Source organism: Pseudomonas sp. SIMBA_068, from assembly GCF_046534705.1.
In the GTDB taxonomy this organism is placed as follows: domain Bacteria; phylum Pseudomonadota; class Gammaproteobacteria; order Pseudomonadales; family Pseudomonadaceae; genus Aquipseudomonas; species Aquipseudomonas putida.
The window spans coordinates 147,022-161,145 of sequence record NZ_JAWRYI010000003.1; the positions used below are offsets into that span (position 1 = coordinate 147,022).

The following is a 14,124-nucleotide window of genomic DNA, read 5'->3' on the forward strand; positions in this document are numbered from 1 at the left end:
CTGCGAAAGGGCCGGTAAGGGCAGTCCACTTGGGGTGCCTGTACCGGCCTCTTCGCAGCGCAAGGCTGCTCCTACAGGCTTTGCGTCAGGCTGCAACTTTTGGTCAACCCACCCAACCACTGGCTTTCATCGCCGTATAGACCGCCACGATGGCCAGCACGAAGAACGCCGTTGCCGCCAGGCGACGGATCAGGGTCAATGGCAGCTTGTCTGCCGCGAAGTTACCCGCCAGAACCACCGGCACGTTGGCGATCAGCATGCCCAGGGTGGTACCGATGATCACCATGATCAGGTGCGGATACTGCGCCGCCAGCATCACGGTGGCGACTTGGGTCTTGTCACCGATTTCTGCCAGGAAGAACGCGATCAGCGTAGTCAGGAACGGCCCGAAGCGGCGCGCCGGGTTCTCGTCGTCATCCATCTTGTCGGGCACCAGGGTCCACAGCGCAGTGGCGGTGAAGCTCGCGGCCAGGATCCAGTGCAATGCCGAGTCGCTGAAGAAGCTGCCGAACCAGGCACCCACGGCGCCAGCGGCGGCATGGTTGGCCAAGGTGGCGGCGACGATGCCGGCAATGATCGGCCAGGGCTTGCGGAAGCGGGCAGCGAGAATGAGCGCGAGCAGTTGCGTCTTGTCGCCGATTTCTGCGAGGGCAACGATGGCGGTGGGGACCAACAGAGATTCCAGCATCAGGTTTCCTACGGGGGCGGGTCGACACGGCTATGACACGTACATCCTCCCCGCCCCGGGTAAGGTGTGCGTGTCATAGGTCTTGTCAAACCCTGGATCCGTCTCTGCGGATCTCTCCATGCAGGCTGGCATGGTGGGTCGCACGCGCCATGGTCTGTTGACCAAGTATGTTGACGCGTACCGGGCGAGCAGGGTGCTCGCGGGAGACTACTCCCCTAGGACGGTGCGGATTCTGCCTAGGCAAAACGCTTTCGGCAAGCGCTGTTTTTATCCGCGTGTTGCCTGATAGATACGGAAACCGTCAGCGTCGGCGCGCACCTGGCAGTTGCCCAGCGCCCCTTCGATCAGCGGCTGGTAACGCAGGAAGCTGTTGGCAACCAGGCGCATTTCGCCGCCTTTTCGCAGATGAACGGCCGATTTTTTCAGCAAGTTTTCCGAAGCGTGGTAGTTGGTGTGTACCCCGGTGTGGAACGGAGGGTTACTCAGGATCAGGCTGAGATCGGTCGGGGCCGCGTCGATACCATCCCCGCTGATCACCTCGCCTTCCAGGCCGTTGGCCGCCAGCGTCAGGCGGCTGGCCGCCACGGCGAAGGCGTCCACATCCAGCAGGGTTACCCGGCTTTGCGGATAGCGGCGCTTGACCGTTGCGCCCAATACCCCGGCGCCGCAGCCGAAGTCCAGCACATGCCCGCTCGGCAGGCTGTCGAGGTGCTTGAGCAGCAGGGCGGTGCCGCGGTCGAGGCGCCCGTGGCTGAACACGCCAGGCAGGCTGACCACTTGCAACGGGCCGTCGTCAAGGGCCAGTTCGAAGCGTTCGGCCAGGCTTTCCAGCGGCGTGGCCTCAGGCGTCTGCTCGATGGTCACTTGCCACAGCTGGCAGTGCCGGGCGCTGTCCAGCTTGCGCGGTTTGCCAAAGGCCTGCAGCTGTTTGGCCGCGCCTTCGATGCCGCCGCGCTTTTCGCCGACCAGGTACAGCTCACGGCCGGCCAGGCGCGACGCCAGGGCATTGAGCAGGTAGGCGGCCAGTTCGCGGGACTTGGGCAGGAACAGCACGGCGCTGTCGAAGGGCACTTCAGGTGGTTCGACACCATGGTGGCTGCGGCCGGCAAAGCGGCTGTCGAGCAGGGCCTGATCGCCTGCGTGCCATGTCCAGGCCTGGGCCTGTGGCAATTGGCCGAGCAGGCCATCGGCGGGGGCGCCGGCAATCAGCAGCGGCCCCTGGAACAGCTCTGCCTGGCGGAGCAATACTTCACTGCGCGGGTCCATGGACGACGCCTCCTGGAAAAAAGTGGCGCAGTGTAGCAGAGGCGGGCGCCCCGCTCAGCTGACCACGCGGCGTGGCTGGCCGGCGAAGAAGGCCTGGGCGTTCTCGCTGAGCTGGCCGACGATGCGTTGGCGCGATTCCACTGCCCCCCAGGCGCTGTGCGGGGTGATGATCAGGCGTGGGATGCCGGGTGCGAGCAACGGGTTGCCGTTGACCGGCGGCTCCACGCTGAGCACGTCGGTGGCCGCGCCGCCCAGGTGACCATTGCGCAGGGCATCGGCCAGCGCCTGCTCGTCGATCAGGCCGCCACGGGCGGTGTTCACCACCAGCGCACCGGGTTTGAGCAGGGCCAGTTCGCGGGCACCGAGCATATGCCGGGTGTGCTCGTTCAGCGGGCAGTGCAAGGTCAGGGCGTCGACTTGTGGCAGCAGCTCGTCCAGCGGCAGGCGGTCGGCGCGTTCCGGGCGGCCGGGAATCTGCCCGCTCAGTACGCTCATGCCGAAGGCTTCGGCCAGCCGCGCCACCGCGCCGCCCAGTTCGCCGTGGCCGAGCAGGCCGAGGGTTTTGCCTTCGAGCTCGACGATGGGAAAGTCCAGCAGGCAGAACTGGCTGGCCTTGGCCCACTGGCCGTCCGCCACCGCCTGGTTGTAGTCGCACAGGCGGGTGGCCATGGCCAGCAGCAGGGCGAGGGTGTGCTGCGCGACGGACGGCGTGCCGTAGCCCTGGCAGTTGCATACCGTGATGCCCTGTGCGCGCGCTGCTGCCAGGTCGACATTGTTGGTGCCGGTGGCGGCCACCAGGATCAGCTTGAGCTGTGGGTTGGCAGCCAGGGTCGCGGCGTCGAGCATGACCTTGTTGCTGACCACCGCCACGGCGCCCTGCAGGCGCTGGCTTACCTGGTCAGGGCGGGTTGCATCGAACAGCTCCAACTCATCGAACTGGCTTCGTAGCGGGGAAAGGTCGAGGTCACCAAGGTCCAGGGATTGGTGATCGAGAAACACGGCGCGACGCGGGCTTGGCATCAGTAAGGCTCCGTTGGCAGGGCAGGGATGATCCATCACCCGGACAATGCCACTCATACCCCGCGCAGCCAAATCATTCCTTCGGCTGATTTAGCCGTCACATTCGCGAACTACAGTTGTTCCCAGACTTCTCCGGCCCGCTTTTTCAGAAAAGGGATACCCATGCTGCAGACCCGCATCATCAAGCCCGCCGAGGGCGCCTACGACTACCCGCTGCTGATCAAACGCCTTTTGATGTCCGGCAGCCGCTATGAAAAGACCCGCGAAATCGTCTACCGCGACCAGTTGCGGCTGACGTACCCACAGCTCAACGAGCGTATTGCGCGTCTGGCCAATGTGCTGACCGAGGCCGGGGTAAAAGCGGGTGACACGGTGGCGGTAATGGACTGGGACAGCCACCGCTACCTGGAGTGCATGTTCGCCATCCCGATGATCGGCGCTGTTGTGCACACCATCAACGTGCGCCTGTCGCCCGAGCAGATCCTCTACACCATGAACCACGCCGAAGACCGCGTGGTGCTGGTCAACAGCGATTTCGTCGGCCTCTACCAGGCCATTGCCGGGCAGCTGACCACCGTTGACAAGACCCTGCTGCTGACCGATGGCCCGGACAAGACCGCCGAGCTGCCTGGGCTGGTGGGCGAGTACGAGCAGCTGCTGGCAGCCGCCAGCCCACGCTATGACTTCCCGGACTTCGACGAAAACTCGGTGGCCACTACCTTCTACACCACCGGCACCACCGGTAACCCCAAAGGTGTGTACTTCACCCACCGGCAACTGGTACTGCACACCCTGGCCGAGGCTTCGGTCACCGGCAGCATCGACAGCGTGCGCCTGCTGGGCAGCAACGACGTGTACATGCCCATCACGCCGATGTTCCATGTGCATGCCTGGGGCATTCCCTACGCCGCCACCATGCTTGGCATGAAACAGGTATACCCGGGGCGCTACGAGCCGGACATGCTGGTCAAGCTGTGGCGCGAAGAAAAGGTCACGTTCTCCCATTGCGTGCCGACCATCCTGCAGATGCTGCTCAACTGCCCGAACGCGCAAGGGCAGGACTTCGGCGGCTGGAAGATCATCATCGGCGGCAGCTCGCTCAACCGTTCGCTGTACCAGGCTGCCCTGGCGCGTGGCATCCAGCTGACCGCCGCGTATGGCATGTCCGAAACCTGCCCGCTGATCTCCGCCGCGCACCTGAACGACGAGCTGCAGGCCGGCAGCGAGGATGAGCGCGTCACCTACCGCATCAAGGCCGGCGTGCCGGTGCCGCTGGTCGAGGCAGCCATTGTCGATGGCGACGGCAACTTCCTGCCGGCAGACGGCGAGACCCAGGGCGAGTTGGTGCTGCGTGCACCGTGGCTGACCATGGGTTATTTCAAGGAACCGGAAAAGAGCGAGGAGCTGTGGCAGGGGGGCTGGCTGCACACCGGCGATGTCGCTACCCTCGACGGCATGGGCTACATCGACATTCGTGACCGCATCAAGGATGTGATCAAGACCGGTGGCGAGTGGGTTTCTTCGCTCGACCTCGAAGACCTGATCAGCCGTCACCCGGCCGTGCGCGAAGTGGCGGTGGTGGGGGTAGCCGACCCGCAATGGGGCGAGCGCCCGTTTGCCCTGCTGGTGGTGCGCGAAAGCCAGGCCATCGATGCCAAGGCGCTCAAGGACCATCTCAAGCCATTTGTCGAGCAAGGGCACATCAACAAGTGGGCGATTCCTAGCCAGATCGCCGTTGTTACTGAAATTCCCAAGACCAGTGTCGGCAAGCTCGACAAGAAACGCATCCGCCAGGACATCGTCCAGTGGCAGGCCAGCAACAGCGCGTTCCTTTCCACGCTGTGACCGCCGTGCGGGTCGCTAACGTCAGAACGCGACCCGCACGCTAGAGGCCCCGGCGCCTTGCCAAATGGCAAAAATGCGCCATCCTTGAGCTCTGCCAGCCCGCAATCGGGACAATACTGCAGCGAGTTGGCGGCATGGAGCGCAAATCACACTTTAGAGGGATCAAGCGCCTGTGCCTTGCTGGCTATAGTCGGGGCCAGGGGATTTTCAGGAATGGGGGAGGGCGACACGCGCAAGCCGTGTCGCCGCAGGTGAAAACCTGCAAACCGGTCGCTCGGGCCGTTCTTGAAAGGACTCACTGCCATAACAATAAAGTACATGGAGTAGCGTCGATGAAATCTGCAAACCTGTTCTGGCGCCGGGCCAAGTTGCCCCTGGCCGTCAGCCTTGCTTCCACGCTCGCAAGTCCTGCTTTCGCTGTCAGTTTCAACATTGGTGAAATCGAAGGGCAGTTCGACTCGTCGCTCTCCATCGGCGCCAGCTGGTCGACGGCCAACCCCAACAAGAACCTGATCGGGGTGAACAACGGCGGCAAGGGCCTGTCGCAGACATCCGACGACGGCCACCTGAACTTCAAGAAGGGCGAAACCTTCTCCAAGATCTTCAAGGGCATTCACGACCTGGAGCTCAAGTACGGCGATACCGGCGTGTTCGTGCGCGGCAAGTACTGGTACGACTTCGAGCTGAAGGACGAAGGCCGCGAGTTCAAGGACATCAGCGACTCCGGCCGCAAGGAGGGCGCCAAGTCGTCCGGCGCCCAGTTGCTCGACGCCTTTGTCTATCACAACTATTCCATCGGCGATCAGCCGGGCTCGGTGCGCCTGGGCAAGCAGGTGGTGAGCTGGGGTGAGAGTACCTTCATCGGCGGCGGCATCAACTCGATCAACCCCATCGACGTGTCGGCGTTCCGCCGCCCAGGGGCCGAGATCAAGGAAGGCCTGATCCCGGTCAACATGTTCTATATCTCGCAAAGCCTGACCGACAACCTGTCGGCCGAGGCCTTCTACCAGATCGAGTGGGACCAGACGGTAGTTGATAACTGCGGTACGTTCTTCTCCCAGCCGGACATCATCGCCGACGGCTGTACCGACAACCTGCGTGTGCTCAACAGCAGCCGCACGGTGCCCGGCGCGGCCCAGCAGTTTCTCGCCTCCCGGGGCGTGGACATCAACGAGGAAGGGGTGATGGTGCGCCGCGGCGCCGACCGTGATGCCCGCGACAGCGGCCAGTTCGGCGTGGCACTGCGCTATATGTTCGACCCGCTGGACACCGAGTTCGGCGCCTACTTCATGAACTACCACAGCCGCGCACCGATCTTCAGTGCCACCGGCGCCCCACCATCGGTGTTCGCCGGCCTGAGCGCGCTGCCTGCCCAGTTGCGGGCGCTGGCACCGCTGATTGTGGCCGGCAACTCCGAGTACTTCGTCGAGTACCCCGAAGACATCCGCCTGTACGGCCTGAGCTTCTCCACTACGCTGCCTACAGGTACGGCCTGGAGTGGTGAAGTCAGCTATCGCCCCAATGCCCCCGTGCAACTGAATACCACCGACATCCTGTTCTCGGGCGTGCGTCCGATTGGTGGCGCACTGACCAACGCTTCGCTGCTCTCCGGTACCCCCGGCCAAGACCTGCACGGCTACCGTCGCAAGGAAATCACCCAGTTCCAGACCACGCTGACGCACTTCTTCGACCAGGTAATGGGTGCCAGCCGCATGACTGTGGTGGGCGAAGTTGGGGTAACCCACGTTGGCGGCCTGGAAAACGCCCGCGAGACCCGCTATGGCCGTGACCCGGTCTTCGGGCCAGGCCCGCTGCCTGCCACTGGCGGTGCGGACACCTGCCAGGCACTCAATGCCAGCACCATCGCCGGCGCAGGTGCTGGGGCATCCACCACCAACTTGAATCGTAAATGCGAAAACGACGGCTACACCACCAGTACCTCCTGGGGTTACCGCGCACGGGTCATCTGGGACTACAACGACGTCTTCGCCGGGGTCAACCTCAAGCCCAGTGTGGCCTGGTCGCATGACGTTTCCGGCTACTCGCCCGGCCCTGGTGCCAACTTCGAGGAAGGCCGCAAGGCAGTCAGCCTGGGCCTGGACGCCGAGTACCAGAACACCTACACGGCGAGCCTGTCGTACACCAACTTCTTCGATGGCAAGTACAGCACCGTGGATGACCGTGACTTCGTCGCGCTCAGCTTCGGCGTGAACTTCTAAGCATACAGATCCAGGACGACACGACATGAACAAGACCAGAAGTCTGCTGCAAGCCGGTGTACTGGGCCTGTCCCTGCTGGCGACCAGCGTCATGGCTGCGGTATCCGCTGACGAGGCGGCCAAGTTGGGCAGTACCCTGACCCCGATGGGGGCTGAAAAGGCCGGCAACGCCGATGGCTCGATCGGCCCTTGGGAGCCGCTGTCGAAGAGTGCGGGCAGCGTCGACGGCAAGGGTTTCCTGGCCGACCCGTATGGTAGTGAAAAGCCGCTGTTCACCATCACTGCGCAAAACGCCGAGCAGTACAAGGACAAGCTTTCGCCGGGCCAGATGGCCATGCTCAAGCGCTACCCGGACACCTTCAAGATCCCTGTATTCAAAACCCATCGCGGCTCCACGGTACCTGCGGACGTGTTCGCCGCCATCAAGAAAAACGCCACCCAGACCACGCTGACGGAAGGCGGCAACGGTTTGAACAACTTCAACACGGCAGTGCCGTTCCCCATCCCGAAAACCGGCCTGGAAGTGATCTGGAACCACATCACCCGTTACCGGGGGGGCAGTGTCAGCCGCCTGGTGATCCAGGCCACGCCACAGCAGAACGGCTCTTTCAGCCCGGTTTACTTCTCCGACCAGTTCGTCTTCCGCGACAGGATGAAGGATTACGACCCGAACAACCCAGGCAACATCCTGTTCTACTTCAAGCAGGAAGTGACCGCGCCAGCGCGCCTGGCCGGGACCGTGCTGCTGGTGCACGAAACCCTCGACCAGGTGAAGGAGCCGCGCAAGGCGTGGATCTACAACGCCGGCCAGCGTCGCGTACGCCAGGCGCCGCAAGTGTCGTACGACGGCCCGGGTACCGCCGCCGACGGCCTGCGTACCTCGGACAACCTGGACATGTTCAACGGTGCGCCAGACCGCTACGACTGGAAGCTGGAAGGCAAGAAGGAGCTGTACATCGCCTCCAACGCCTTCAAGCTGGATGACCCCAAGCTGAAGTACGCCGACATCATCAAGGCCGGGCACATCAACCAGGACCTGTCCCGTTACGAACTGCGCCGCGTCTGGCACGTGGTCGCAACCCTGAAACCGGGCCAGCGGCACATCTACGCCAAGCGGGACTTCTACATCGATGAGGACACCTGGCAGGCCGCAGTGATCGACCAGTACGACGGCCGTGGCCAGCTGTGGCGCGTGTCCGAAGCCCATTCCCAGCCGTATTACAACAAAGAGGTGCCTTGGTACACCCTGGAAACCATCTACGACCTGCAGTCGGGTCGTTACCTGGCCCTGGGCATGAAAAACGAAGAGAAGCGTGCCTACGACTTCGGCTTCAGTGCCAGCAAGGCCGACTTCCAGCCTGCGGCTTTGCGCCAGTCGGGTATTCGTTGATCTGACAACCCTTCGCTCCGTGTGATCCCCAGAACGCCCCGGCCTGCCCGGGGCGTTTCTGTTTACTGCTCCGGCGATAATTTCCAGTCAAACACAGGCCCTGTAGGAGCAGCCTTGTGCTGCGAAGAGGCCGGTAAGGCTAAAGACTATCTTCGGCTGCAATGGCCTCTTCGCAGCACAAGGCTGCTCCTACCGCTACTGCACTGGCCTTGAAAGCTGTGCAATCCCTGTGTGAGCGGGCGATAAATCTGCTGAATACCCACCCAAACCCCCGCCCCAGCCCCCTGTCCATCTGCCATGTTGCTTTTTGTCGCAGTCTTTTCCGGGGCAATTGCGCCCATCATCTTCAAATGCGCTGCGTTACCGGCTAGTCTCGCAAGCATCCATATCGCCGAAGTCCTCCACCCAGAACGAGCCGGCCATGACAGATTTGTCCCGTACACATGGATTTGCCAGCCAAGCCCTGGGCCTGCTGGACGGGCGTTTCTTCCGGCCGCCGCTGCCGGACGGCCATGTGCCGCGCTTGCGCCTGTGTCAGCGTCTGCAAGCCGGGTTGGGTGGCCGGCTGTTGCTGGTCAATGCCCCGGCGGGTTTCGGCAAAAGCTCCCTGGCCATCGAATTTTGCGAAGCGCTGCCCGAGCATTGGCGTAGCCTGTGGCTGGGCCTGAGCCAGCGTGATGCCGACCCAGGCCGCTTTCTTGAACGCCTGCTCGAAGGCCTGCAGCAGTACTGCCCGGCACTGGGCGGGCAGGCCATGGGCTTGCTGAAAATGCGCCAGCGCCACCAGCCGTTCGCCTTCGAGGAGTGGATCGACGGCCTGCTCGACGAGCTGGCGCTGTACCTGCAAACCGATACCCCTTTGCTGCTGGTACTGGACGACTATCACCTGGCCCAGGGGCCGGTGCTCGACCGCTGCCTGCAGTTCTTCCTCAACCACCTGCCCGCCGGCCTGGTGTTGCTGGTTACCAGCCGCCAGCGCCCGGATTGGCACCTGGCGCGCTTGCGGCTGTCGCGCCAGCTTGTCGAACTGAACGAACAGGATTTGCGCCTCACCGACGAAGAGTCGCTGGCGGTGATCGGCCGGCAGCCAACGGCCCTGCGCGGCCAGGCACTGGATAACCTGATCCAGCGCAGCGACGGTTGGGTGGCCGGTTTGCGTTTCTGGCAACTGGCAGCCAGCGAGTCGGCGGACGAGCAAGCCTTGCCCCAGGCCTTACATGGCGGCGAAGGCCTGATCCGCGACTACCTGCTTGAAGAAGTCATCGACATGCTGCCCGCTGACGTACAGGCGTTCCTGTACGACACGGCCTGCCAGGAGCGCTTCTGCGCCCCGTTGTGCGACGCCCTGCGTGGCCGCCAGGACAGCGCAGCTGTGCTGCGTTTCCTGCAGGCGCACCAAGTGTTTTTGGTGCCGCTGGACGAGCATGGCCACTGGTTCCGCTACCACCACCTGTTCTCCGACCTGCTGCGCAGCCGGCAGGCCAGCGAACCACTTGCCGGTTTGCAACTGCGTGCCTGTCGCTGGTTTGAAAAGCAGGGCCTGCTGGACGAGGCGGTGGAGCAGGCGCTGCGTGCCGGCCACCTCGATGTCGCTGCCGACCTGGTGCAGAGCCTGTCCGAGGAGCAACTGCTGGCTGAACAGAACGTCGGCATGCTGCTGCGCTGGAAGATGGACCTGCCCGACAGCCTGCTGATCAGCACGCCACGCTTGATCGTGCTGTACAGCTGGGCGTTGGGGCTGGCGTGCCAGCTGGACGCCGCCGAGGAACTGGCCGGCTACCTCAGCCGCTTTCTGCCCGCGCCTTCGGCCACCGCGCAAAAGTCGATGCTGGCCCAGTGGCTGGCGCTGAGTGGGGTCATTGCCCGCGGCCGTGGCGACCGCGAACGCACCTTGGCCTATTGCGGCGAAGCGCTGCAGAGCCTGCCGAGCAAGCGTTATGGTCAACGCCTGGTGTGTTTGTCGACGCTGTCCAACCTGGCCATTGCCGACGGCGACTTCTGGCGGGCCCGAGGCTGGAACCGCGAAGCCCTGGAGCTGGCCCAGCGGGTTGGCAACCCGTTGTTCGAGGCGCTGGCCCATTACGACCGTGCGCGGGTGCTGCATGCCCGTGGCGAGGTGTTGCGCGCACTGGACGAAGTGCGCCAAGGGCTTCAGCGCCTGCAAGGGCTTTCGGCGCAGCGGCTGTATGCGGTGCGCGCGCGCCTGACGCTTTACGAAGGTTACCTGCTGGTCTCGCGCCTGCAGCCGGCCCAGGGCCGTGCGCGTTTGCGCGCGGGGCTGGGCGAGGCGCGGGCCTGCCGGGATATCAGTGTGCTTATCGGCCATTGCGTAATTGCTACGCTCGATGGCCGGGAAGGGCACTTTTCAGAGGCTTTTGCCGAATTGGCCGAGGCCGAGCGCCTGATGCATATCTGGGACGTGCCCCCGGTCTACTACCTGGCCATGATTACCCTGATCAAATGCGAACTGTGGCTGGCCCAGGGGCGTACCGACCTGGCCGAGTCCTGGCTGCTGCGCCTGGGCCAGACCTACGGCGGCGAGCAGCCGGCAGCCGCACCGGAGTTCCACCCGCTGCTGCCGTTGCACATTGCGTTGCAGCAGGCGCTGCTGGAGCGCATCCAGTTACGCGGTGACGACGCCGTACAACGCCTGGCAAGTCTGGTTGAGCGTGGCCAGGCCAGTGGCGGCATGCTGCTCACCGTCAGCGCCCTGTGCCAATGGCTTTCCCTGCTGCTGGACGAAGGCCGGGAGGGGCAGGCCGCGCAATTGCTGCCAAGCCTGCTGGCATCCGCTCATGGCGGCGTGCTGCAACCGTTCCAGCCGCTGCTGGAAAAGCACCCGCACTGGCTTTCTGAGCAATTGCAGGCAGGTTCGTCCTGCCCGGTTCAGGCGGAATTGCTCAAGCGCCTGCCGCAGCAGCGAAGCGCCACCACCGGCACCGGCGAAGCCCTGAGCGGCCGCGAGCTGGCCGTGCTCGAACTGATTGCCCAGGGCTGTTCCAACCAGCAGATCAGCGAGCGGCTGTTCATTTCCCTGCACACCGTGAAGACCCACGCCAGCCACATCAACAGCAAGCTGGGCGTTGAGCGGCGTACCCAGGCGGTTGCCAAGGCCAAATCCCTGGGGGTGCTGGCGTGATACTGGCCCTGCAGGTCATTGCCCGCTAAAGTGATGGCCTGAGGCCATGGATTGTGGCCGGTGATGCTCTACCCTCATCTTTCCCGACCAGCTGCCGATACAGCGATCGGTGGCATCGCCTCGCGCGATTTTTCAATCATTCCAAGGCAGGTCGTGTTGATGCTGCAGTACGGGCAAAAAAGCTTTCTGATCGTCGACGACTTTACCGACTTTCGCACGTCGACCCGTTCCATGCTGCGCGAGTTGGGCGTGCGCGACGTGGACACCGCCGACAGCGGCGAGCAGGCGCTGCGCATGTGCGCGCAGAAGCGCTATGACTTCATCCTGCAGGACTTCCACCTGGGCGACGGCAAGAAGAACGGCCAGCAGGTGCTCGAAGACCTGATCATCGACAAGCACATTAGCCATGAGTGCGTGTTCATCATGGTCACGGCCGAAAGCAGCCAGGCCATTGTCCTCAGCGCCATCGAGCACGAGCCCGATGCCTACCTGACCAAACCGTTCAACCGCGTAGGCCTGGCCCAGCGCGTCGAGAAACTGTTCCAGCGCAAGACGTTGCTAAAGCCGATTTTGCAGGCGCTGGACCGCAATCGCCCGGCCGAAGTGCTGGCCGCCTGTGCCGAGCTGTGCAAGAAAGACCCGCGCCTGGCACCGCTGTGCCTGCGTTATCGGGCCGATGCCCTGCGTAACCTCAACCGCTTCGAGGAACTGGAAAAGTTCCTCAAGGCCATCCTGGCCAGCCGCCCGCAGCCTTGGGTGTACGCCGCGCTGGGCGCCCTGATGCACAAGCGTGGCCAGAATGCCCAGGCCCAGGGTGTGTACGAGCAGGCGCTCAAGGCGTTCCCGATCATGCCCGGCCTGTACGACGGCATGGCCGAGGTGCTGGTGGCCCAGGGCGATACCCGGCGCGCGCAAAACCTGCTTGAAGAAGCCGTGCGGCTGTCGCCACTGTCGGTACGTCGGCAGTCGACGCTGGGCAAGCTGGCGCTGGAAAACGAAGACTTCGAGAGCGCGTCGAAGGCGTTCCGCCATGCGGTGAACCAGGGGCAGAGCTCGCGCTACAAGGATGCTGAAAACAACCTTGGCCTGGTGCAGGCGCTGATGAGCAAGAACGCAGGCTTTGGCCTGGACGCCCGTACCCGGGTCGAAATCAACACCACGCTCAGCGAGGTGGCCAAGGAAAACCCCGAGGACCAAGGCTTGCAGGTACGTGCGCGGATGATGAAGGCCGCCAGCCTGCAACAGGCGGGCGACCCGGAAACGGCCGGCAAGCTGACCGAACAGGCGATCCAGCGCCTGGACAAGATGAACCAGTTCTTCTCGGTCGATTCGGCCCTGACCGTTGCCGCACAGTTGCAGGCAATGGGGCAGGAAGCCGCCGCCCTCGGCGTGCTGAAGAGCTGTGTGGAAAGTTATGGCGATGACCCCAAGGTCATGGAGAAAGTGGGCAAGCTGACGGACGACCCCAGCGTGCTCAACGCCATTACCGAAGCGGTCACCCTCAATCGCCAGGGTGTGCGCAGTTACCAGGGAGGGCAGCTTGGCGAGGCGTTGCAGATGTTCCGCAAGGCGCTGGGTATGCAGCCGAAAAACATCAGCATCGCCCTTAACACCGCCCAGGCGCTGCTGCGCATTGGCGGTGAAAACCCTCAGCCCGCGATCATGCAGGAATGCCAGGACGCCTTGACCAGCGTGGCCGGTATCCCTGCCAGCGACAATCGCTATGACCGTTACCGCAAACTGCACATCCGAGTGTTCGGCGCATGAATCAAGACAATCAGGGGCTGGATTTTTCCACGGTGATCGCCTCCACCGTGCACGACCTCAAAAGCTCTTTGTCAGCGCTGATCCAGTCCCACAGCCAGTGGATGGAGCGCTTGCCCGAAGAGCTGCGTGGTGGTGCCGAGCAGGGAATCATGGAGCACGAGTTTCGCCACCTCAACGGCATGCTGGTGCAGTTGCTGGGCCTGTACAAACTGGGTATCAACCAGTTGCCGGTGTGCCCGGACTACCACGAGTTGGACGATTTCATCGAAGCCCAGTTGGCGGCGCATCAGGAAGTGCTCAAGCACAACGACATCCTCGCCACCTGGCGCATCGACACCGACAACCCGCTGGGCTTCTTCGACCGCGAGCTGGTGGCCTCGGTGATTGCAAACGTCATCACCAACGCCACCCGCTTCGCTGGGCACGCCTTGCTGATCACCATCGAAGAAGCCGACAACCAGCTGGCCATTTGTGTAAACGATGACGGCCCGGGTTATCCAAAGCACATGCTCGAGCGCCAGGAGGAATACATCCAGGGCATCGACTCGACCAGCGGCAGCACGGGCCTTGGCCTGTACTTTGCGGCGCGGATCGCGGCACTGCATGAAAGCGGCGGGGTGCGCGGACGGATCGAGATCTCCAATGGCGGGGCGCTTGGGGGCGGGTTGTTCAGGTTGTTCCTGCCTTAAGATATGTGGCGTCCATGAGATCGAGCGCCGCCCGCGCGGCGCTCGATCTCATGGACGCCACACCTCCCAAGGCATGAACCACGTGCGCCCGCCCCATTTTC

Annotated in this window: 9 protein-coding genes and 1 riboswitch; of the genes, 6 read left to right on the top strand and 3 right to left on the bottom strand. The window is 63.5% G+C overall.

Translation table 11 applies throughout. The features are described from left to right. Positions 1 to 103 precede the first annotated feature (103 nt). The 3 genes from SB756_RS09850 to SB756_RS09860 form a co-directional block, all read right to left on the bottom strand. Entirely contained in the window at positions 104 to 688 is a 585-nt protein-coding gene (locus SB756_RS09850; RefSeq protein ID WP_063423738.1) for a TMEM165/GDT1 family protein, read from the bottom strand. A gap of 88 nt (positions 689 to 776) precedes the next feature. After that, positions 777 to 916: riboswitch (yybP-ykoY riboswitch) on the bottom strand. Between the two features lie 39 nt (positions 917 to 955). Further along, the gene (locus SB756_RS09855) at positions 956 to 1,954 is read right to left on the bottom strand and encodes a methyltransferase (RefSeq protein ID WP_410910757.1); all 999 of its coding nucleotides are present in this window, start codon (positions 1,952 to 1,954) and stop codon (positions 956 to 958) included. 54 nt (positions 1,955 to 2,008) lie between these two features. After that, positions 2,009 to 2,974 (bottom strand): 2-hydroxyacid dehydrogenase, encoded by a 966-nt coding sequence (locus tag SB756_RS09860; RefSeq protein ID WP_410910758.1) that lies wholly within the window; start codon positions 2,972 to 2,974, stop codon positions 2,009 to 2,011. A 162-nt stretch (positions 2,975 to 3,136) separates the two neighbouring features. Between SB756_RS09860 and SB756_RS09865 the strand changes: the two genes are divergently transcribed. From SB756_RS09865 to SB756_RS09890, 6 genes are all read left to right on the top strand, one after another. Beyond that, positions 3,137 to 4,819: a fatty acid--CoA ligase gene (locus SB756_RS09865; protein ID WP_197864923.1), complete on the top strand. Its 1,683-nt coding sequence runs from the start codon at positions 3,137 to 3,139 to the stop codon at positions 4,817 to 4,819. Positions 4,820 to 5,151: 332 nt separating this feature from the next. After that, complete coding sequence (locus tag SB756_RS09870) at positions 5,152 to 7,038, top strand: DUF1302 domain-containing protein (protein ID WP_341797573.1); 1,887 nt, start codon at positions 5,152 to 5,154, stop codon at positions 7,036 to 7,038. A gap of 25 nt (positions 7,039 to 7,063) precedes the next feature. Further along, on the top strand, positions 7,064 to 8,428 hold the full coding sequence (locus SB756_RS09875; RefSeq protein WP_016501472.1) for a DUF1329 domain-containing protein: 1,365 nt from the start codon (positions 7,064 to 7,066) through the stop codon (positions 8,426 to 8,428). A 421-nt stretch (positions 8,429 to 8,849) separates the two neighbouring features. Beyond that, positions 8,850 to 11,567: a LuxR C-terminal-related transcriptional regulator gene (locus SB756_RS09880; protein ID WP_341797575.1), complete on the top strand. Its 2,718-nt coding sequence runs from the start codon at positions 8,850 to 8,852 to the stop codon at positions 11,565 to 11,567. A gap of 159 nt (positions 11,568 to 11,726) precedes the next feature. Further along, on the top strand, positions 11,727 to 13,334 hold the full coding sequence (locus SB756_RS09885; RefSeq protein WP_258655237.1) for a tetratricopeptide repeat-containing response regulator: 1,608 nt from the start codon (positions 11,727 to 11,729) through the stop codon (positions 13,332 to 13,334). Continuing rightward, positions 13,331 to 14,023 carry a sensor histidine kinase gene (locus tag SB756_RS09890; RefSeq protein ID WP_341797576.1) on the top strand — a complete coding sequence of 231 codons (693 nt, stop codon included), beginning with the start codon at positions 13,331 to 13,333 and terminating at the stop codon, positions 14,021 to 14,023. Before SB756_RS09885 ends, SB756_RS09890 begins: the two co-directional genes overlap by 4 nt. Positions 14,024 to 14,124: the final 101 nt, after the last annotated feature.

Excerpts from the sequence above, each read along its gene's own strand:
- SB756_RS09850 (WP_063423738.1), bottom strand. The coding sequence starts at position 688 with ATGCTGGAATCTCTGTTGGTCCCCACCGCCATCGTTGCCCTCGCAGAA.
- SB756_RS09855 (WP_410910757.1), bottom strand. The coding sequence starts at position 1,954 with ATGGACCCGCGCAGTGAAGTATTGCTCCGCCAGGCAGAGCTGTTCCAG.
- SB756_RS09860 (WP_410910758.1), bottom strand. The coding sequence starts at position 2,974 with ATGCCAAGCCCGCGTCGCGCCGTGTTTCTCGATCACCAATCCCTGGAC.
- SB756_RS09865 (WP_197864923.1), top strand. The coding sequence starts at position 3,137 with ATGCTGCAGACCCGCATCATCAAGCCCGCCGAGGGCGCCTACGACTAC.
- SB756_RS09870 (WP_341797573.1), top strand. The coding sequence starts at position 5,152 with ATGAAATCTGCAAACCTGTTCTGGCGCCGGGCCAAGTTGCCCCTGGCC.
- SB756_RS09875 (WP_016501472.1), top strand. The coding sequence starts at position 7,064 with ATGAACAAGACCAGAAGTCTGCTGCAAGCCGGTGTACTGGGCCTGTCC.
- SB756_RS09880 (WP_341797575.1), top strand. The coding sequence starts at position 8,850 with ATGACAGATTTGTCCCGTACACATGGATTTGCCAGCCAAGCCCTGGGC.
- SB756_RS09885 (WP_258655237.1), top strand. The coding sequence starts at position 11,727 with ATGCTGCAGTACGGGCAAAAAAGCTTTCTGATCGTCGACGACTTTACC.
- SB756_RS09890 (WP_341797576.1), top strand. The coding sequence starts at position 13,331 with ATGAATCAAGACAATCAGGGGCTGGATTTTTCCACGGTGATCGCCTCC.